Raw genomic sequence first — 19863 nt, 5'->3', positions numbered from 1 at the left:
GCTTTTTAACCTTCCATTACGGCTTGAGCCGCCGTCAAAATCCCGATCTTGTAAACATCATCGGCGCTGCAGCCCCGAGAGAGGTCGTTGACCGGCTTGGCAATCCCCTGCAAAACCGGGCCGATTGCCGTAAAGTTGCCAAGGCGCTGGGTAATCTTGTAGGCGATGTTGCCTGACTGCAGTTCCGGGAAAATGAAGACATTGGCCTGACCGCCTACGGCTGAGCCAGGTGCCTTAAGTTCGGCAACTGCCGGCACGAAGGCCGCGTCAAACTGCAAGTCGCCGTCAGCCGGGATGTCCGGGTACTTTTCCTTGAACATTTTGGCAGCTTCCGCCACCTTGTCCACCTGCGGGCCCTTGGCTGAACCGTGGGTTGAAAAGCTGAGGAAGGCCACCTTCGGGTCGATCCCGATCATCTTGGCCGTAGCAGCTGACTGAGCCGCGAATTCAACCAGCTGGTCGCTGGTCGGGTCGATGGAAATCGCGCAGTCAGCAAAGACATACTTTTCTTCTCCTCTTTCCATGATGAAGGAGCCGGAAATCCGGTGCATCCCCGGCTTGGTCTTCAAAATGAAGAGGGCTGGCCGGACCGTATCCGCCGTTGAGTGGGCCGCCCCGGACACCATCCCGTCGGCCTGGCCGGTGTAAACCAGCATGGTCCCGTAGAAGTTGGCGTCACGCAAGGCAGCTTCAGCTTCTTCCATAGTCTGGAAGTGCTTGCCCCCGGCCATCCGGTCGTGGAACTTTTCCACCATCTGGTCAAAGTCCGGGCTGTTTTGGTAGTCCACGATTTCGATCCCGGTCATGTCCAGGCCTTCTTTTTCCGCCAGGGCCAGGACCTGGTCCTTTTGCCCCAAGACGATCGGTTCAACCAAGTCATCTTGCTTCAAGCGGCTGACCGCCGTCAGGATCCGCGGGTCCTCCCCTTCCGGGAAAACGATCCGCTGCTTGTCTTTTTGCTTAATCAATTGCTTTAATTGTTCAAAAACTTCCATCAATAATCTCCTCAAAAAATCATGCTTCCGGGTTTGGCGGCAATTGCCAGTCAACCGGAGCCAGGCCGAACTCCTCTAAGGCCGCGTTGCATCTTGAAAAGGGCCGGGAGCCGAAGAAGCCGCGGTTAGCCGAAAAAGGACTCGGGTGGGCTGACTTGATAATGACGTTCTTTTCCTGGTCGATCAAGGGAATCTTGTTTTGGGCAAAACGGCCCCACAGGATAAAGACGACCTGCCCCCGCTCACTCAAGGCCTTAATAGCAGCATCTGTCACCGCCTCCCAGCCCTTGCCCTGGTGGCCGTTAGCCTGGCCATATGGCACGGTCAAAACGGCATTGAGCAAGAGGACGCCCTGGTCAGCCCAGCGCTTGAGATAGCCGTGGTTCACCGGCTGAGCCCCAACGTCGTCATAGAGTTCTTTATAAATGTTGCGCAAGGACGGCGGCAGGGGCGTGCCCGGCATGACGGAAAAGCTCATGCCATTGGCCTGGCCGGGATTGTGGTAGGGGTCCTGGCCTAAAATGACAACCTTGGTATCTTTAAAAGGGGTCAGTTTGAAGGCCGTAAAGATATGGTACATGTCCGGATAGATCTGCTTGGTCTGGTATTCTTCTTTCAAAAAATCATGCAGCGTGTGATATTCATCACTTTCAAAAACCGGGGCAAGGACCTGGTCCCAATCATTTCCAATAAAATGTTTCATCTGTAATTCACCTTAGTCAATCTTACCATGATTGCCCCTTGATTTAAAGGAACTAGTGAAATTATTCACGACAACTTTTTTCAAATAAAGAAATGTATTCCTATAATCAAACTTCCTCCTTTATGTTATTATGAAATCGATAACAACAAGGAGGTAATAACATGATTAAACTGATCGCCTGTGACTTGGACGGGACCCTGCTGAACTCTTCAATGGAAATTTCTGACGCCAATGTGCAAGCCATCAAACGGGCTCAAGAAAACGGAATTGAATTCATGGTCGCCAGCGGCCGGGCACCCCATGAATCCCAGCCCATGCTTAAAGAATACGGAATTAACTGCGGCTTTATCAACTTAAACGGGGGCTTGGTCTTCGACACGGCTGGCAACCTGATCGTCAAGAATCCCCTGAAGCTGGAAACCGCCAAGAAGATCTGCCGCCTGCTTAAAAAAGAAGGCTTCTACTTCGAACTGGTCACCAGCAACCACGTCTACTCAGAAGACTTGAGCCAGCGGATCACCAACGTGGCCCACTTGATGGTGGAACTGAACCCTATGCTGACCTTCAAGCAGGCCGTTTTGGTTTCAGCCAGCAAGCCAGCCATCGTCAGCATCCAGCAGGTGCCAAGCTATGAAGACTTGATGGATGAACCAGGCACTGAAGTCATGAAGATCCTGGTCTTCGATTCCCGGGGCCAGTACGCTTTCACTGACGTCATCAAGGAAATTGAACAAATCGACAAGCTCTCAATTACTTCCAGCGCGGCCGACAACATCGAAATCAACGCTGCTAATGCACAAAAGGGCCAGTCCCTGCTGGACTACGCGGCGGCCAAGGGCATCCAGCGCGAGGAAATCGCGGCCATCGGCGACAACATGAACGATGAAAGCATGATCCAGGCTGCCGGTACCGGGGTGGCCATGGGCAATGCCGTTCCGCAGATCAAGACGATTGCCAGCTTCGTCACCAAGAGCAACAATGAAGACGGGGTAGCTTGGGCTATCGACAAGATCATTGCTGACAACCAAAAAGAGCAGGACCAATGATTTACACTCTCTACCTGACCCAAGAAGGCCGCACGGGCCAGATTCCAATCACTGACGAGGAAGGCAAGCCTTTTGGATCAATCCGCGGCCGCCTGGACAATCCAAACCACACCCTTTACCTGCTGGACACCAGCGGTGAAGAAATCGGCCGCCTTTTTAGCGATGGCACAGGCCTAATTGCCTCTTACACCCTGGACGTGATTCATCACTCCCTGGTCCACGTCAAGAAGGTCAACAGCCGCCAGACCAACCTGTTCTACATTACCCGGCTCAACTACTGGGTCAATGGCAGCGTCAAGCAAGGCAGCTACTCCTTCCGCGGCGGCTTCAAGAAGGTTGCTTCCGTTGACACGGTCGTTGCCGACAAGGGGATTACCTTGACTTGCCAGATCAGCCGGGAGGAAGATACTCCCTTCATCCTTTTGATTGCAGTTCTCTTTACCCAGTGGCACGTTACCCCGCTCGATTTGCCGGACTTGTTCCCGAATATCAACCGGCGGGCGACCAGCACGGCCAGCTTCTTCAGACTGTTTTTACCATGTGGTCGTAAACGCGGTCGCCAATAGTCATTGAATTAGTCGTTGCGAAACCCTTGCGCAAGTATAACTGCTGTGCGCGAGGGTTTTCTAGATCCACATTCAAGCTGATCTTCTTGTAGCCATGCTTCTTGGCCAGTTTCGGAGCCAGTTCCAGCAAGCGGCTGGCAATCCCCTTCCCCCAGTCCTTAGGCGAAACCGCCAAGGCATCGATGTACCATTCGCCCTTTTGGGCTTCCTTGTCGGTGAAGATATCAGTGGTCATCGGCAGGCCGACCTTGGCCATTTCTTTTCTAAGAACCACATCGATAATGCCCTGGGCCTTGTCCGGGTACATGCAGATCATCCCTCTGACCCGGTCATTTTCGTCAGTCTCGACCCAGATCCGGTTGTAGGAATAGCGGTAGTTTTCTGAGATAAAGCCCAGCCGCATCAAGTCGTAGAACTGGCTCTCCGGCAGGCGGTTGATGGTGTCCATGTCCATCTCGTCAAAGATCTGGTTCAAAATCGGGTAAATTGCTTCAAAGTCGCTTTTCCTTGCCTTGCGGATCATATTTTTCTCCTTTTCTTCTGAATTCTTGTTTTCTTTGTATTTTCTATATAACTTTTGATCTTACAATTCATGTTACTATAGTCAGAAGAAAAATGATAATCTACCGCTTTTTTGGGCAAACAAAAAGTTCCTAACAGTTAATCTACTCACGTACTTAACCGTTAGGAACTTCTTCTATCTTCAATTGTCGACTGCATTTTATGGTGGTCTCAGTCCTTTCCCGAGCCTAATTTAGTTATGCTCTGCGAATTTAAGCTAAACTTTCTGGTGGAGTATCCTCCTTGAATATTAACTCTTTCCTTTTGTTTACACTTATATAATACCACCTTTGTAAGCGGTGTCAACAAATAGGCTGAGATTTTTTAGAAAAAAACTTTAAAAAGCAAAAGGAACAAAAGAGAAAGAAGATAGAGAAGTAAAAAAGGCAAAAAGAAAAACGCTCCCGAGGGAGCGTTTTTGATATGACAGTCAAAAATTAGTCTTGGTAGTTTACCAAAGCCAGGTATGAGTCTGGCTTAAGTGAAGCACCACCAACCAAGCCACCGTCGATGTCTGGCTTAGCCATCAATTCCTTAACGTTGGCTGGCTTTACTGAACCGCCGTATTGGATGCGGACGTTTTCAGCAGTTTCTTCATTGTACAAGTCCTTAACAGTTTCACGGATAGTCTTGCACATTTCTTCTGCTTGGTCGCTTGAAGCAGTCTTGCCAGTGCCGATCGCCCAGATTGGTTCGTAAGCGATCACCAGCTTGGAAACTTGTTCACTAGTCAAGCCTTCCAAGCCAGCCTTGATTTGGCTGACAACCCATTCGTTTTCCTTGCCGGCTTCACGGGTTTCCAGTGATTCACCGCAGCAAAGAATTGGAGTCATGCCGTTGGCAAAGATAGCCTTAGCCTTCTTGTTGATGTCTTCGTCAGTTTCGTGGAAGTAGCCACGGCGTTCTGAGTGGCCGATGATGACGTATTGCACGCCCATTTCCTTCAAAACTGCTGGAGAGTTTTCACCAGTGAAGGCACCGGAGTTTTCCCAGTAGCAGTTTTCTGCACCGACGTGCAGGTTTGAGCCTTCGGCAGCCTTCAGCAAAGCGTCAAGGTCAACAGCTGGTGCACAGATCAATGATTCAACCTTTGATGGGTCTGGCAATTGGTCCTTAACAGCGTTTACGAACTCAACAGTTTCCTTTGGGTTCATGTTCAGCTTCCAGTTACCAGCAATAATTGGGGTACGTGACATTTGAAAAATCCTCCTAAACTACTTGTCTGAAACGCAAGCGATACCTGGCAATTCCTTACCTTCAAGGTATTCAAGAGATGCGCCACCACCAGTTGAGATGTGAGTCAACTTAGGAGCGATCCCCAATTGCTTGGCAGCAGCAGTTGAGTCACCACCGCCGACAATAGTAGTAGCGTCTGGCAAGTCAGCCAAAGCACGGCCAACTTCCAAAGTACCCTTGGCGAAGTTTGGCATTTCGAAGACGCCCATTGGCCCGTTCCAAACAACAGTCTTGGCACCTTCAAGAGTCTTCTTGAAGAGTTCAACAGTCTTAGGACCGATGTCCAAGCCCATTTCGTTGTCTGGGATGTCTTGGCCAACAACTTCTGAAGCTGCATCGTTGTTGAATTCAGTTGCAGCTACGTTGTCGATTGGCAGAACCAGCTTGTCGCCAGCCTTTTCCAACAATTCCTTGGCAAATTCAACCTTGTCGTCTTCAACCAGGGACTTGCCGATCTTGTGGCCTTGAGCCTTCAAGAAGGTGTAAGCCATACCACCACCGATGATGATGTGGTCAGCCTTTGGAATCAAGTTGGTGATAACGCCGATCTTGTCAGAAACCTTAGCACCACCAAGGATAGTTACGAATGGGTGAACTGGGTTAGCAACAGCGTTGCCCAGGAACTTGATTTCCTTTTCAAGCAGGAAACCAGCAGCTGCAGGCTTGCCGGCAGCCTTCATGGCAGTAGCGATACCAACGTTTGAAGCGTGGCTTCTGTGAGCAGTACCGAAGGCGTCGTTTACAAATACGTCACCCAATGATGCCCAGTATTCGCCCAGCTTAGGGTCGTTCTTTGATTCGCGCTTGCCGAAGTCGTTGTCGATGTCTTGGAAACGAGTGTTTTCCAAAACAACTACGTCGCCGTCCTTCATGTTGTTGATAGCGTCTTCAACTTCCTTGCCTTCGTTTGAAGGTACGAAAGTTACAGGCTTTTCAAGCAATTCGCTCAAACGCTTGGCAACTGGAGCCAGGCTCAAGCTCTTCTTGTCTTCATCGCTCTTGATCCGGCCAAGGTGGGAAAGCAAGATAGCCTTGCCGCCGTTTTCGATGATGTACTTGATGGTTGGCAAAGCAGCTACGATACGGTTGTCGTCGCCAATAACGCCGTCCTTGATCGGCACGTTGAAGTCAACGCGAACCAAAACCTTCTTGTCCTTAACGTCTACGTCAGAAACAATCAATTTAGCCATTGAAAAAAATCTCCTATATTCATCGAAAAAAGACGGAAGGAAGATATTTCCCTCCGCCTTCTTTCACACTACTAATTCAATTTAGAGAACTTTAAATTAAAGAGTAGCAAAGTGCAACAAAGTACGAACCATTTGGCAAGTGAATGAGTATTCGTTGTCGTACCAAGCAACAGTCTTAACAAGTTGCTTGTCGCCTGCAGTGATAACTTGGGTTTGAGTTGGGTCGAAGATTGAACCAGCAGTCATGCCCAATACGTCAGTAGAAACGATTTGGTCTGCGTTGTAAGCAAATGATGGGCTTTCGTACTTCTTCATAGCTGCGTTAACTTCTTCAGCAGTTACCTTCTTGTCCAAGATAGTAACAAGTTCAGTTTCTGAACCGTCCTTAACTGGAACACGTTGTGCGTGGCCGTCAAGCTTGCCGTTCAATTCTGGCAATACCAGACCGATGGCCTTAGCTGCACCAGTTGAGTGAGGAATGATGTTTTCAGCAGCGGCACGAGCGTTGCGGAAGTTGTTGCCTCTGTCAGGACCATCCAAAACCTTTTGAGTTGCAGTGTAAGCGTGGATAGTAGTCATAGTACCAACTTCGATACCGAATTCCTTGTTCAAAGCGTTAGCCATTGGAGCAAGTGAGTTGGTAGTGCATGAACCAGCTGAAACGATAGTGTCGTCAGCAGTCAAAGTGTCTTGGTTTACTGAGTAAACGATAGTCTTCAAGTCGTTGCCGGCTGGAGCTGAGATCAAGACACGCTTTGCACCAGCGTCAAGGTGGGCTTGTGACTTAGCCTTGCTAGTGTAGAAACCAGTACATTCAAGAACGAAGTCAACGCCGTCGTTCTTAACCCAAGGAATGTTTTGAGCTTGTGGTTCAGCGTATACGCGGTACTTCTTGCCGTCTACAACCAGTGAGTCTTCAGTAGCTGAAACTTCGTGGTCGAAAGTGCCGTGAGTTGAGTCGTACTTCAACAGGTGAGCCAACATAGCTGGAGTAGTCAAGTCGTTGATAGCAACAACTTCGATGTCCTTGGTTTCTTCACCCAAGTCCATGATACGACGGAATGCCAAACGACCAATACGGCCAAAACCGTTAATACCAATCTTAACTGTCATATTCGAAAAGTCCTCCTTAAGAACTATAAACAACATTTTATTTTAAGCGGGAAGACCCGTTTAAAATCTGATTTGCGGCTGCCTCATCAGTGATAAGCCAGGTTTGATGAGGAGCGTTGCGCATATAGGCCTTGATAGCCTTGGCCTTTCTCGTGCCAAGGGCAATTGCCAGAATATGCGGGACGTTCGTTAGGTTCTCGAACTGCAATCCAACCTGTCTGATGCGTTCGACAACGTGGCCTTCTTCATCGAAGAAACATCCAAAACATTCGGTGACGGCCTTGTTCTCCCGCAGACGGGCCAGGGCAACAGAATCGTAGCCCCGCCTCCTGGCCATTTCACTGGCCAGGCCAATGCCATGAATCACGACATCGCTTTGGGAGATATCCTGCAGCACCCCGCTGATTTCCGGATCCCGGACCAAAGAACGGTAAGCGTCCTTGGAAACATGTTCCGGTAAAAAGAGGGATTCGTAGCTGCCGCCAGTCGCCCGGGCCATTTCCTGAACAACCGCGTTGCTTTCCGTGTTGACCCGGCCGCCCAGCGCCCCTCTGCCAGGGACGAAGATCAAGCTCCGGTTCTCACTCAAGCTGCGGTTCAGCTTCTTAGCCACTTTGGCGATTGTCTTGCCGCCCATGACGGTGACAATGCAGTCTGCCAGAGGCAAGAGCAAATTCAAGGCTGAATTAAGCTCTTCGCCCGCCAGGTCATAAACCCGGCTTTGCAGGTCCGCGTCGCCAGCCACGATAATTGTCCGATCAATTCCTAAAGCCTGAGCCAACCATACTTCTGCTTGGCTGGCATTAAAAAGTCGATCAACAATCGGTGCTGCATCTTTTACAACACTCTCTCCTTTTTCAGTCAAGAACATCCCGAAATTCTTGATTTCGATCAGACCCTGGTCACGCAGGTAATCAGTTTCAGTCCGGATGTTCCGTTCGCTCAGCCCCAGCTGCTTGGCCACCGTCCGGCGGCCGATCGGAGCATGCAGGCTGACCTGTTCAAGGATGAGATATCTTTGTCGAAAGATCTTTAAAGCATCGGGAACAAGCAGTTCGAGCAGGGATAAATCCGTGTTCAAAGTAACCATCCTTCTAGTGGGACGTTTTCCGACCATGTTGTTGTCGTTTCCTGTCCCACATTGCTTAAAAATATAAGAGAAACAAGACTTCGCTTCAATCTCCATTTCTCTCTCGACACTCTTAGTATAACAGAATTCGCTCCGTATGCAAGTTTTTTTCTGACCCTGCCCGGGCAAAAAGCCTGTTTTATAACTTTCTTGACCTTTTTCGCAGATACTTTACAAGTTTTTACAATTTTTTTGCTTTTCCCCCTTCCCATTCTCTGAATCTCTGCTATAATTAATAACTGTGATTGGGACCCTTAGTGTAATGGATCGCACGCAAGATTCCGGTTCTTGAAATCTGGGTTCGACTCCCAGGGGGTCCATCATATTAAAACCGCTGCTTTTCAGCAGCGGTTTTCTTTTTGTCTTTTTTATCTTTTTCTGTCTGTTTTGCTTTCTCTTTATCAATCAAAAAGAGCGGCTAGATCCTGCAAAGTCAGGTCCTGCTTGGCCTGGCCCTGGTAGTCATGGGTAATCTGGCCATGATCTAAAACCAAGAGGCGGTTGCCATACTTCAAGGCATCTTCCATATGGTGGGTAATCATCACCGCGGTGATCTTTTGAGCCCGGATCTGCTCATCGGTTGCCTCCATCAGCTTGCGGCTGGATCTGGGGTCTAGTGCCGCGGTGTGCTCGTCTAACAGCAAGAGCTCTGGCTTGTTGTAAGTCGCCATAACGAAGCTCAAGGCCTGCCGCTGGCCGCCTGAGAGCTGGTCAACCGGCAGGTTCAGCTTGCCGGCCAGGTCAGGGTTGACCTTCTCCAGGGCCTTTTTGAAGGCCGGAATGTTTTCTTTCAGCCGGCGCAATTTCAGTCCCCGCTTCTGCCCTCTTTTTGACGCTAAAAGCAAATTCTCGGCTACAGTCATCCGAGGCGCCGTCCCCATCTTGGGATCCTGGAAGACCCGGGCGATATAGCTGCTGCGCTTGACCTCGCTTTCCTTGCTGATGTCTTTGCCGGCGTGCAGGATCTGCCCGCTTGTCGGCTGGATGGCCCCGGCCAAAACGTTGAGCAGGGTGCTCTTGCCGGCCCCGTTGCCGCCGAGAAGGCAGATAAAGTCGCCTGGCTTGATCTTGAGGCTGAGCTTGCCCAGGATCTTGTTTTCCTCACTCGTGCCGCGGCCGACGACCACTTCCAAATCGGTCAGTTCTAGTAAATTTTGACTAGTCATGCTTAAGTCCTTTCATAAAAGTCTGCTTGAGGCGGAGTTTTTCTTCAACTTGCGGCAGCATCATGCAGGCGGCCAAAACCAGTGAAGAAATCAAGTTCAAGTTGTTTGAAGACAGACCTACCTGCAGGACCGCCAATAAAAGCAGGCGGTAGATAATGCTGCCCAGGGTCACCGCGAAAAGGCGGCTGGCCAGGCCCAGGTTTCTGAAAACAACCTCACTGATAATAATAGAGGCCAGGGCGATAACGATCGTCCCCATCCCCATGTTCACGTCAGCATAGCCATTGCTTTGGGCGACAACTGCCCCGCACAGGCCAACCAGGCCATTGGAGATCATGAGGCCTGCCACCGTCATCTGCTGGGGGCTGATCCCCTGGGACTTGGCCATCTGCGGGTTGTCACCCGTAGCGATGAAGGCCTGGCCAAAGTCAGTTGACAAGAACCAGATCAAAGCGCAAGTTACCAGAACCATCAAGATGGTGCCGGCAGCAACACTGTCAAAGTACTGGGGCAGTTTTTGTAAAAACGGCAGGGAGTAGATGGTCTTTTTGCCCAAAAGGGAAACATTGGACTTGCCCATGACCATCAAGTCAATGGAGTAAATCCCGGTCATGGTCAAAATTCCGGCTAAAAGGCTGGGAATCTTGCCCTTGGTGATCAAGAGGGCAGTGACCAGGCCAGCTAAAGCCCCGGCCCCAAAAGCGGCCAGAGTGGCCAAAAAGGGGTTGGTCCCCTGCACGATCAAGCTGACTGAAACGGCAGCGCCTAAAGGGAAAGTCCCTTCCACGGTCATATCCGTGGTGTTCATGATTCTGAAACTGAGAAAGAGGCCCAGGCCCAGAAGCCCCCATAAGAAGCCCTGGCCGATTGCCGATACGATCAAATTCATAAAAATCCTCCTTGTAAACTACTTGTAGATGGTCCCCTTGGACTTGGCTTCTTTTAAGAAGCTGGCCGGAACCTTGATGCCCAGCTTCTTGGCTTCCTTAAGGTTAAGGTATGGGGTGCCGTGTTCAACATAGCGGATGGCCATGTCGCCGGGCTTTTTGCCCTTTAAGATCTGGACAGTCATCTTGGCCCCGATCAGGCCCAGCTGGTACTGGTCCACGCTGTAGGTGGCCAGGCCCCCGTCTTTAACCATGGTGCCAGCAGCCGGGAAGACCGGCTTTTTAGCCGCGTTGGCGTTTTTAACCAGGGTCTGCATGGCCCCGGCAATCGTGTTGTCAGTTGGCACGATCACCGCGTCAACCTGGGTCAGCATCTGCTGGGAGACCTGGTTTAAGTCATTGCTGTTGGAAATGGAGTAAGCCTTGTAGCTGATCCCCATCTGCTTGCAGTAGCTGACGATCTGCTTGTAGCCAGACACGGCTGAACTGTCGCTTGAGGTGTAGATGATCCCCAGGGTCTGCAGCTTGGGCAAAAAGCGCTGGATCAGCTTGAGCTGCTGCTTGATCGGCGCCCGGTCGCTGACCCCGGTGATGTTGCCGCCGGGACGCTTGTTGTTTTTCACCAGGCCCGCCCCCTTAGGGTCAGTCACTGCCCCCAGGACGATTGGCTTCTTTTTGGTCGCGTTGGCCAGGGCTTGAGATGACGGGGTCGTAATCCCGAAGAGGACCTGGTCCTGGCTGTTGACTAATTTTTCCGCCATGGTCTTCAGATTGCTCTGGTCATTGTTGGCGTTTTGGTAGTCGATCTTGACCTTGTAGCCCGACTTGGCCAGGCCCGCCTTGTAGCCCCGGTAAATTTCGTCCAGGGCCGGGTGGCGCATCAGGGTCAAGACCCCTACTCTGACTTCCTTGCTCTTCTGCGCTGCCGGCTTGATGTTGATAAAAAGGGCAGCTGCCAAAAAGAGATAGATTGCGGCAAAGGCCGCGAGCACCTTTTTCATTCCATTACCTCGCAAATTAAATCAAAAACTAAAGTACTGTAAATCCAGAAAAAATAAAAGAACAAATGATACCGAAAACAAAAGAAAAAGGAGGATCCGCCTGGATCCTCCTTTTCTGCCTGTAAAAGAAAAATCCGGATAGATTATTTACTATCCGGACCCTGATCAACTTTCAGCAATTCAGACAGCAATTCAAGCCAAAACAGATTGAATCGCCCCGCGAAACAATCTCTACTTGAATTGCCAGCTTTCTTTTACCATTGCTTGAAAGTTCATCTTTTTTACCTCTCGGTTAACATTTAATTTATTTTTAACTAATCTTACTGGAAAGCCTTTCCCCTGTCAAGGGGATTTTTTATTTCTTTTTACCAGTGGCCGGAAAGAATTTCCCCTCTTTGGGCCAGTTGGACATAAAGCTGGCCGCCATCGCTGGCCAGGCCCTCGATTTCCCGGTTGGAGACATGCTTCCAGGTCTTCTGGTAAGTCCCGTCAGTCTTCAGCTTGAAGATCAAGTTGTTGAAGGCCAGGTACATGTTGCCGCCGCCCACGCTGAAGCCTTGGACTGGAGAATTGCCAGCCTGCTGCTTGACAAAGTGGCTCTGGCTGGCCGTTACCTGGCTGACCTGCCAGCGGTCGTTGACCAGGTTCAAGCGCCAGAATTCATAGCGGCCGTAAGCTGCATTGTGGAAGACCCCGTACATGGTATTGTCGCCCACAAAAGCCGCGTTGTGGAAGTAGCGGCCGGAAGTGCCGACGTCAACCCGGATGGTCCAGACCTTATTGAGAGTCAAGTCGCTCTTCTTCAGCTGCAGGATTTCTTCAGAGTAAAAGCCATTGCTTGCCCCGCCCGGCAGCTTGTTTTCGTTGGCCAGAACATAGATGTACTTTGCGCTTGCCCCCAGGGACTGGCCGTGGCCCAGGCGCAGGTACGGACTCACCTTGACATTTTGGGAGTAAGTCTTGAACTTGCTAAAACTCAGCTTCTTGTAAAGGTAGCTGCGCGGTGACAGGTACTGGGCCTGGTACTTGTTCAGCTTCTTCATGTTAAAGGCTACGATGTTGCCTTTAAGCTGGTCACTGGCCACGGCAGACCGGTACCAGCTGCTGTAAGCCCAGCCGCCGTTTACGGCCAACCCTTCCATAACGGGGCCGACCTGCTGCCAGTCATTGGTCTCCAGGCTCAAGTTGCGCGGCTCCCAAAGCTGGGTAGCCAAAGTCAAGCCGCCGCTACTCCAGCGGTTGCTGCTGGTCTCTACGCCGTAGCGGTGAGCGGCATTCCAGTTCTTGGAGCTGCCGGAGTGGCTTCTCGTGCTGGCTACTTCCTTAGGCCCCTTCTTGGCAGTGACGGCCAGCTTAAGCTCCCGGTTCGGGTTGGCCGTCTTCACTACTTGAACAACCGTCTTGGCCTTGCCATAGGTAAAAGTCAGCTTGTCTCCGGACAGACTGGCCTTAACCGCGCCATTTGCCGGGTCCACCATGGTCCCGTGAGCGTCAGTGACATAGCTGATGGCATCCTTGTAGTTGAAGCGGTTGTCGTCTTTAACTAGACAGACCTGCTTGGCCGCCGAAATCTTGTTTCTGACGAACCATTTTTCACTAACCCAGCCTAATGGACGGCCGTTGGCATAGATGTAGGCATAAGTCCCCTTCTTGGTCTTCTTGCTGGCCGTTGACTGGATCTTGCTGTATTTGAAGTACTTGGTGGTCGTCAGCTTCTTGCTGGCCCCCTTGCTTGTCACTTTGGCATAGATCCCCATGTTTTTCGTCCCCGGCATCTTGCTGACCGTAGCCGCCTGGGCCGTTTTGGCCTGGCCGGCAAAGGCTGCCGCCAGCAACAGAGAGCAAAGCAGTTTCTTATTCATTTCTTTTTCCACTTTCTACATAAATCAGATTTTTCCCGGCTAAAAAAGCCTTTCCACACAAGGACATTATAGCACCGGTTTATTTTTCGAAAAAGAGTGCTCCAAGTTTGACAGACCGGGCCAGGAGTGTTTTAATTAGCACTGTATCCAAATGAGTGCTAATCAAATTCACTAGGAGGAAAATTATGTTAGTACCTACAGTTATTGAACAAACGGCCCGCGGCGAACGCGCTTATGACATTTACTCCCGCTTGCTGAAGGACCGGATCATCATGTTGAGCGGTGAAGTCAACGACCAAATGGCCAACTCCATCATCGCCCAGCTGCTTTTCCTTGACGCGCAAGACAACACTAAAGACATTTACATGTACATCAACTCACCAGGCGGCGTAATCACTTCCGGCATGGCCATCGTGGACACCATGAACTTCATCAAGTCCCCAGTTTCCACCATTGCCACCGGTATGGCAGCTTCCATGGCCTCAATCATTTTGGCCGAAGGCGAAAAGGGCAAGCGTTTTGCCCTGCCGCACGCTACTGTCCTCATCCACCAGCCTTTGGGCGGGGCGCAAGGGCAAGCCACGGAAATCCAGATTGCCGCTGAAGAAATCCTGAAGACCAGAAAGATGATCAACGAACTTCTGGCTAAGGACTCCGGCCAGGACATCGAAACCATCAAGCGCGATACTGAACGCGACCACTACATGACCGCCCAGGAAGCCAAGGACTACGGCTTGATCGACGACATCATGGTCAACCAAAACAAGTAATCCGCTTTTTAGCGGAAAGAAAATCCAGACGACTGCTATAGCCGTCTGGATTTTTCTTTTGTCTTCTATTAGCGGAGGTTTTCCGCGATCTCATGCAGTTTCTTCAAGCGGTGGTTGACCCCGGACTTGGAAATCGGGCCATCGGGAACCTGCTCAGCCAATTCCTTAAGGGAGAGTTCCGGGTGCTGCAGGCGGAAGCGGGCCAGGCTGGCCAGCTTTTCCGGCAAAGACTCCAGGCCCTGCTTTTCTTCGATCAGTTCAATGTCTTCCACCTGCTTGGCCGCCGCGCTGGCCGTCTTGCGGAGGTTGGCCGTGTCACAGTTGACCAGGCGGTTGACGGAATTGCGCATGTCCCGCATGATCCGCAAATCCTCAAAGGCCAGCATGGCATTGACCGCTCCGACCACGTGAAGGAAGTCGCCGATTTTTTCCGCTTCTTTCAAGTAGACGATGCTGCCGCTTCTGCGGGCCGTCACCTTGGCGTTGAGGTCGAAGTACTTGTTCATGATCTCCTGCAAGTCCTGGCAGTGGTTGGCATAGGTGCAGTAGATTTCCAAGTGGTAGCGGCTGGTTTCCGGATTGTTGACGCTGCCGCTGGCCAAAAAGGCCCCCCGCAAGTAGGACATCGATCGCTGCTCTGAATGCTTGATCTTGTCCGGCACCCCAGTGATAAAGCCTTTTTCCGGGGAATAGATCTCCAGATCCGCCATGATCTCGCTGACCATCTGGGCCACTCTGACCAGGTACTGGTGGTTCTTCTTCAGCTTCATCTTCCTGGTCACGATCAGCTGCGGCTCAAAACCGTAGGCCGTCTTGATCAGGGAAAAAATCCGCCGGGCAATGGCCGGGTTTTCCGTCACGATGTCCAGGCTCATCTGCCCGTCATGCCGGCTCAAAACCGCGTTCATCCGCAGAAAGGCCGCCAGCTCTGCCTTGGCGTGCTCGGGATGGACCTCGATTGAAGTCAGCTCTTTTTTTACCTCACTGGCATAACTCGCCATTAACTTCCTACTTTCTCTTAAACATTTCCTGCAGGGCCAGGTCGATGATTTCCCTGGCCACTTTGTCGCCGTCATGGAAGACCAGGCCACTTCTTTGGTCGATAAAGTCATCCGTGATCACCCGGCAGTTCTGCGCCTTCAAGCCGGCAAAATCGTTGGCGACCGGCTTTAAGTATTCATCATAGTCTTCCGGGTGGAACTTGCTCATGTCAATCTGGGCCCCGTTGACCAGGGCCGTGTCGATATAGTTGCCGCCCAGGTGCTGGTTGATGACCCGGACATGGTCAGCATCGCTTAAGCCGACAGTTTCCCCGGCCTGGGTCATGATGTTGCAGACGTAAACTACTTCTGCCTTGGTCTCCCGGACTGCTTGCCCGACATTAGGGATCATCAGGTTGGGCAGAATTGAGGTAAACAGTGACCCCGGCCCCAAAACGATGGCGTCAGCCTGCATGATGGCCTCAATCACCGGACTGGGAGCCGCCGGTTCACCGTCATCGGCCGTTACCCAGACCCGCTTGATCTGCTTGTGCTGGCTGGTAATTTCCACTTCCCCGCTGCTTTGGCTGCCATCCATGAATTCCGCGTTCAAGGTCAAAGGCTCGTTAGCAGAAGGATAAATGTGGCCGTCGACTTCCATCATGGCCGATAAGGTCTGGACAGCGTCAAAAATATTCCCTTGCATCTCACTTAAGGCCGCGATAATTAAGTTGCCAATCGCATGGCCGGAGAAAAAGGAGTCCTTTGAGTCAAAGCGGTATTGGAAGATCTGCTTTTTTTCTTCCGACAGGTCGCTCAAAGAAACCAAAACATTGCGGATATCGCCCGGGGGCACGACGTTGATATAGTTGCGGATGATCCCGGATGAGCCGCCGTCGTCAGAGACGGTCACGATTGCCGTGATCTCCGCGTCCTGCTTTTTCAAAGCCTGCAAAATAACCGGCAGGCCGGTCCCCCCGCCAATAACGACCACCCGGGGCCGGCGGCGCTTGATGATGCGGATGATCTTGTTTTCGCCTAAAGACATGCTGAATTCCTACTTTCTGAGATAACGGCTGATTTCCCGGTGGGTAATGTCAACCGGATATTTTTCAGACAAGTCGCGCGCCAGCTGCTGGGCAATCGAGACGCTGCGGTGCTGACCGCCCGTGCAGCCGATGGCAATCGTCAGTTTTTCCTTGCCTTCGTTGATGTAGCCTGGAATTGCCGTCAACAAGAGGTCCAGCAGCTTGCCATAGAAGACCTTGGTTTCGTCCTTGTCCATGACATAGTTGAAGACCCGCTTGTCCAGCCCCGTGAAGGGACGCAGTTCCGGAATGTAGAAGGGGTTGGGCAAAAAGCGAACATCCATGACGATGTCGGCGTCGATCGGCATCCCGTACTTGAAGCCGAAGGACATGACCTCAATCCCGAATTTTGGCTTGTGGAGGGCCCCAAACTTGCTCTGCAGCTTCTGCTTCAGCTCCTTTGGCGTCATCTTGGAAGTGTCCAAAATGTAGTTGGACCGGTTTCTCACCGGGGTCAAAAGGCGGCGCTCATCCCGGATCCCGTCCAAAAGGCGGCCGTTTTCCGCCAATGGCGGCAGGCGGCGAGTTTCCTTGTAGCGGGCCACCAGGGTGTCATCAGAAGCTTCCAAAAAGACGATCGTGGCCTGGGTCTGGCCGCTGTCTTCCAGGGAGTTGATTTCGTCGATCAGGTCCTTGTAGAAGGACTTGACTCTGAGGTCGATCACCACGGCAACTTTTTCAAAATCTTCCGAGGTGTTCATCAGGTCCCAGAAATTGCCCAGCAATTCCGGGGGCAGGTTGTCGACCACGAAGTAGCCGACGTCCTCCAGTGAGTGGGCGGCGACAGTCTTGCCGGCCCCGCTCATCCCCGTCAAAATCAACAGCTGTTTCTTGTATTTTTCATGCATGATTCCGTATTGCTCCCTTAAAACGTTAAATTCTATCATACCGGGCGTGCCGCGTCTTGGCAATCAATTAGCCCTGCCTGCATTCCTATTCTTCACTCTTATTATAAAAAATCCCGCAGACCATAGACCGTTCTCCCCTTAAATCCAGTCAAGGTCTCCGCGTGCACCAGAGCACTTAAAACCGCTTCTTCGATCGTCTCCGCCCCGGCTTCAAAGACCGGGTCCAGCTGACTGTCTGGCAAAAAGCTGAAGCTTTCTGCTTCTTTGGCGAAATGGCTGACTCTTTGCGCCGTGGAAAAAGCCAAGGCGATATCGCCGGACCCGTCCCCAATATACGACCCGGTCCTGGCTAAGCCAACCGCGCTGCGGCGGGCTAGGCGGCCAAGTTGCCGGCTGGAGAGGGGCAGGTCGGTGGCGATCACCATCACGATTGACCCCTGGTCTTTTTGATAGCGGTCATAAAGCTGGTTATTTTCTGCTTTTGCCCGGGCCAAAACGGCGGCTTTTAGTTCCTGGCCCAACAGCCGGCTTCCGGCCCGTAATTTGCCAAAAGCCCCGAAATTAGCGCAAACCAGGCTGGCCAAGTGATATTTTTTGCCCCCCAGTTCCAAAAGCCTGGAGGCAGACCCAATGCCGCCCTTAAAGCCTAAACAGCGCATCCCGGTGCCAGCACCAACGTCGCCCTCTTGCAAGGGCGGATTCTCTTCAGCCAAAGCCAGGGCCGCCAGAGCATCACTTTCTTTAACCGGCAGGGATCTGATATCGTTCAAGTCCCCGTCGTTGCACTCCATCACGACCGGATTGACCGTCCCGGTTGTGAGACCGATCTCCGGATTGCGGTCCAGCATGTAGCGGGTCAAGGCCGTCCAGCAGGTCCCAACGGCCAGGGTGTTGGTCATCAGGATCGGGGTCTCCAGACTGCCCAGCTCGCCGATCTGAACTAAACCAGTCGTTTTGCCAAAACCATTGATCACCTGGCCGCTGGCCAGCATTTTTTGCTTGAAAATATCACTTCCGGGAAAAATTGCCGTGACGCCGGTATTGACCCCGCCCTTTCGCAGGGTTACCTGGCCCACCTTAATCCCCGGAACATCGGTTATGTCGTTTTTTTCTCCGGTTCGATAGGCCCGGGGCAAAAACAGTTCTCCTTTTAAGCCCATCTTCCACCTCAGATTTCTGTCATGAACATTTTCGCCGTCAAAAGCTCCATAATGCTCTTGGCCCGGTAGGACACGACCCGCTCGCCTGCTCTTTCAGCTCCTGGATAAAAAGAAGCGGCTCTGGCCCGGCCAGCTGAAGAAAAACAGAATTCCAGCAGGTATTCGTCAGCTAAAAGCGGCAGACCGCCCGCACCCGCCAAGGCTTCCTTGATCCCGGTCATGATGGCCGCTTCTATTTCCTCCGGGCTCTTGTTGACAGTGGCGCTGCCCACCCCTTTTTTGGTAGCACAGGTCACGATGCCTGGGCAAAATTCTTCCGCCCGCCGGCAGATGCCGGCATCCCCAGCCAGGAAAAATGAAGGCACCCCGTACTGGGCCGCGCAAAGGCTGTTGAAGGTAAATTCCGAAGCCAATTTCCCGTTCAGCTTGACCCAGGAATACCAGCCATGTTCCACCGTGTGATCCAGGGGCGTTTCACTGGAGCCAGCCGGGGAATGGCTGCCAATATGGATTGCCCCGGCATAGTCAGCGGAAATGCCAGCCATCATTTCTTCTGGTGAAGAGTCCCAGCCCTGGATCAGTTCTGTTCCTGCCGGCAAAAGGGCCGGGTCCAGGTTGATCCCGTCTTCATGCCCGTCTTTGACCGTCACCTTATAGCCGGCCTGCTGGCAAGCTTTGACCGCGGCCACGGTTTCCCTGGTCATTTCTTTTAGAGCCAGGTCGTAGCCTTTATGCCCATAATGGGTCTGCTCCCAGCTGGTGACGCCGGCGCAGCCCTCCATGTCGCAGGAAATATAAATCTTTTTCTCCATTTTGCCTAACCTCCCCTGCTTTTGCTTTTTCCTTACACTTTTTTACTGCTTGCTTACATTTTACCATCAAAAAAACTGCCAACACTTAAACAATCTGTTAAGTATCGGCAGTTTGACATGCTTAACGGTGCATGAAGGCCAAAGCAATCTCATTGATCCCGAAGATCATCAGGTAGATCGCGATCAAGTAGACCGTGCTCATCCCCGCGATAACCGGTCTAAACAAAAGCATAATCCCGACAACCAGGCCCAGGATGTTCAAGAGCAGGTTGAAGAAGAAATACCAGCCGGTCTCAAAGAAACGCAGGTGCCAGGCAAAGACAATCCCGATCACCGAGTCAACGATGAACCAGATGGAGACCACGATAGCAATCGTGTATGCCCCCACCTTGTTGTTCCACAGGAAGAAGATCCCGATCAAAATGTCAAAGATCCCCGATAAAAGAGTGGTCCAAGACGGGCCAAAAATCCCGTGAAAGCCGGCATACATGGAAATCCAAGCGATCCCCTGCATGATCGACAAGACGGCCAAAATGATGACCAGGCCCCGCAAGCCCTTGCCAGGGTTGGCAAAGAGAAAAATGCTCAAAACGACGGAGACAACCCCCGCGATAAAAACGCCCCAGTCAAAACCGCGTTTTTCGTTAAAGCCGGAATCAAACATAAGAATCATCCTTTCACACAAATGCAAAAATTCTGACAATTATTTTGGCTTCCGCTTTCATTTTACAATATTTTGCTAAAAAGGTT

Annotated in this window: 20 protein-coding genes and 1 tRNA gene; 4 read left to right on the top strand and 17 right to left on the bottom strand. The window is 51.6% G+C overall.

Going from position 1 to position 19863, the window contains the following annotated elements:
* Positions 1-5: 5 nt before the first annotated feature.
* The gene (gene pta, locus ACYVUT_RS03240; protein ID WP_439775353.1) at positions 6-995 is read right to left on the bottom strand and encodes a phosphate acetyltransferase; all 990 of its coding nucleotides are present in this window, start codon (positions 993-995) and stop codon (positions 6-8) included.
* 19 nt (positions 996-1014) lie between these two features.
* Positions 1015-1698, bottom strand: coding sequence for a uracil-DNA glycosylase (locus ACYVUT_RS03235; protein ID WP_484501469.1), 684 nt, complete (start codon positions 1696-1698; stop codon positions 1015-1017).
* Between the two features lie 161 nt (positions 1699-1859).
* Here ACYVUT_RS03235 and ACYVUT_RS03230 point away from each other — a divergent pair, with 161 nt between their 5' ends.
* Both ACYVUT_RS03230 and ACYVUT_RS03225 read left to right on the top strand, forming a co-directional pair.
* Entirely contained in the window at positions 1860-2744 is an 885-nt protein-coding gene (locus tag ACYVUT_RS03230; protein ID WP_439775355.1) for a Cof-type HAD-IIB family hydrolase, read from the top strand.
* Positions 2741-3310, top strand: coding sequence for an LURP-one-related family protein (locus ACYVUT_RS03225; RefSeq protein ID WP_484499930.1), 570 nt, complete (start codon positions 2741-2743; stop codon positions 3308-3310). The genes ACYVUT_RS03230 and ACYVUT_RS03225 overlap by 4 nt, the downstream gene beginning before the upstream one ends.
* Here ACYVUT_RS03225 and ACYVUT_RS03220 read toward each other — a convergent pair.
* The 5 genes from ACYVUT_RS03220 to ACYVUT_RS03200 form a co-directional block, all read right to left on the bottom strand.
* Positions 3267-3833, bottom strand: a complete 567-nt coding sequence (locus ACYVUT_RS03220; protein WP_484499929.1) for a GNAT family N-acetyltransferase — start codon at positions 3831-3833, stop codon at positions 3267-3269. The two genes, ACYVUT_RS03225 and ACYVUT_RS03220, sit on opposite strands and share 44 nt — an antisense overlap.
* Positions 3834-4308: 475 nt before the next feature.
* Positions 4309-5067, bottom strand: a complete 759-nt coding sequence (tpiA, locus tag ACYVUT_RS03215) for a triose-phosphate isomerase (RefSeq protein WP_439775358.1) — start codon at positions 5065-5067, stop codon at positions 4309-4311.
* Positions 5068-5085: 18 nt separating this feature from the next.
* Positions 5086-6297, bottom strand: coding sequence for a phosphoglycerate kinase (locus ACYVUT_RS03210; protein ID WP_439775359.1), 1212 nt, complete (start codon positions 6295-6297; stop codon positions 5086-5088).
* Between the two features lie 96 nt (positions 6298-6393).
* Complete coding sequence (gene gap, locus ACYVUT_RS03205) at positions 6394-7410, bottom strand: type I glyceraldehyde-3-phosphate dehydrogenase (RefSeq protein ID WP_201330120.1); 1017 nt, start codon at positions 7408-7410, stop codon at positions 6394-6396.
* A 37-nt stretch (positions 7411-7447) separates the two neighbouring features.
* Complete coding sequence (locus ACYVUT_RS03200) at positions 7448-8491, bottom strand: sugar-binding domain-containing protein (RefSeq protein WP_439775932.1); 1044 nt, start codon at positions 8489-8491, stop codon at positions 7448-7450.
* A gap of 296 nt (positions 8492-8787) precedes the next feature.
* On the opposite strand from ACYVUT_RS03200, the gene ACYVUT_RS03195 reads away from it, so the two are divergent.
* Positions 8788-8859, top strand: a tRNA-Arg gene (locus ACYVUT_RS03195).
* Positions 8860-8940: 81 nt separating this feature from the next.
* On the opposite strand, the gene ACYVUT_RS03190 is transcribed toward ACYVUT_RS03195, so the two are convergent.
* The 4 genes from ACYVUT_RS03190 to ACYVUT_RS03175 form a co-directional block, all read right to left on the bottom strand.
* Entirely contained in the window at positions 8941-9705 is a 765-nt protein-coding gene (locus tag ACYVUT_RS03190) for an ABC transporter ATP-binding protein (RefSeq protein WP_484499928.1), read from the bottom strand.
* Complete coding sequence (locus ACYVUT_RS03185) at positions 9698-10594, bottom strand: ABC transporter permease (protein ID WP_439775930.1); 897 nt, start codon at positions 10592-10594, stop codon at positions 9698-9700. The genes ACYVUT_RS03190 and ACYVUT_RS03185 overlap by 8 nt, the downstream gene beginning before the upstream one ends.
* Positions 10595-10612: 18 nt before the next feature.
* Positions 10613-11593, bottom strand: a complete 981-nt coding sequence (gene trpX, locus ACYVUT_RS03180; protein ID WP_484501468.1) for a tryptophan ABC transporter substrate-binding protein — start codon at positions 11591-11593, stop codon at positions 10613-10615.
* A 365-nt stretch (positions 11594-11958) separates the two neighbouring features.
* A complete protein-coding gene (locus ACYVUT_RS03175) occupies positions 11959-13455 on the bottom strand; it encodes an SH3-like domain-containing protein (protein WP_484499926.1) in 1497 nt (498 codons plus the stop codon).
* 185 nt (positions 13456-13640) lie between these two features.
* Between ACYVUT_RS03175 and ACYVUT_RS03170 the strand changes: the two genes are divergently transcribed.
* The gene (locus ACYVUT_RS03170; protein ID WP_008461710.1) at positions 13641-14225 is read left to right on the top strand and encodes an ATP-dependent Clp protease proteolytic subunit; all 585 of its coding nucleotides are present in this window, start codon (positions 13641-13643) and stop codon (positions 14223-14225) included.
* Positions 14226-14293: 68 nt separating this feature from the next.
* Here ACYVUT_RS03170 and whiA read toward each other — a convergent pair whose 3' ends face one another.
* From whiA to ACYVUT_RS03140, 6 genes are all read right to left on the bottom strand, one after another.
* Positions 14294-15226, bottom strand: a complete 933-nt coding sequence (gene whiA, locus ACYVUT_RS03165; RefSeq protein WP_439775318.1) for a DNA-binding protein WhiA — start codon at positions 15224-15226, stop codon at positions 14294-14296.
* Between the two features lie 7 nt (positions 15227-15233).
* On the bottom strand, positions 15234-16253 hold the full coding sequence (locus tag ACYVUT_RS03160) for a gluconeogenesis factor YvcK family protein (protein WP_439775317.1): 1020 nt from the start codon (positions 16251-16253) through the stop codon (positions 15234-15236).
* 9 nt (positions 16254-16262) lie between these two features.
* Entirely contained in the window at positions 16263-17141 is an 879-nt protein-coding gene (rapZ, locus tag ACYVUT_RS03155; protein ID WP_439775322.1) for an RNase adapter RapZ, read from the bottom strand.
* Between the two features lie 101 nt (positions 17142-17242).
* On the bottom strand, positions 17243-18301 hold the full coding sequence (locus tag ACYVUT_RS03150) for a DmpA family aminopeptidase (RefSeq protein WP_484501467.1): 1059 nt from the start codon (positions 18299-18301) through the stop codon (positions 17243-17245).
* Between the two features lie 8 nt (positions 18302-18309).
* A complete protein-coding gene (locus ACYVUT_RS03145) occupies positions 18310-19113 on the bottom strand; it encodes a M55 family metallopeptidase (RefSeq protein ID WP_484501466.1) in 804 nt (267 codons plus the stop codon).
* Between the two features lie 121 nt (positions 19114-19234).
* Positions 19235-19777, bottom strand: a complete 543-nt coding sequence (locus tag ACYVUT_RS03140; protein ID WP_484501465.1) for an HdeD family acid-resistance protein — start codon at positions 19775-19777, stop codon at positions 19235-19237.
* Positions 19778-19863 lie beyond the last annotated feature (86 nt).

The sequence above is a fragment of the Lactobacillus sp. WILCCON 0059 genome (assembly GCF_057197985.1).
The sequence above is the reverse complement of the archived record's forward strand: the minus strand, read 5'-3'. Positions and strand labels throughout refer to the sequence as shown.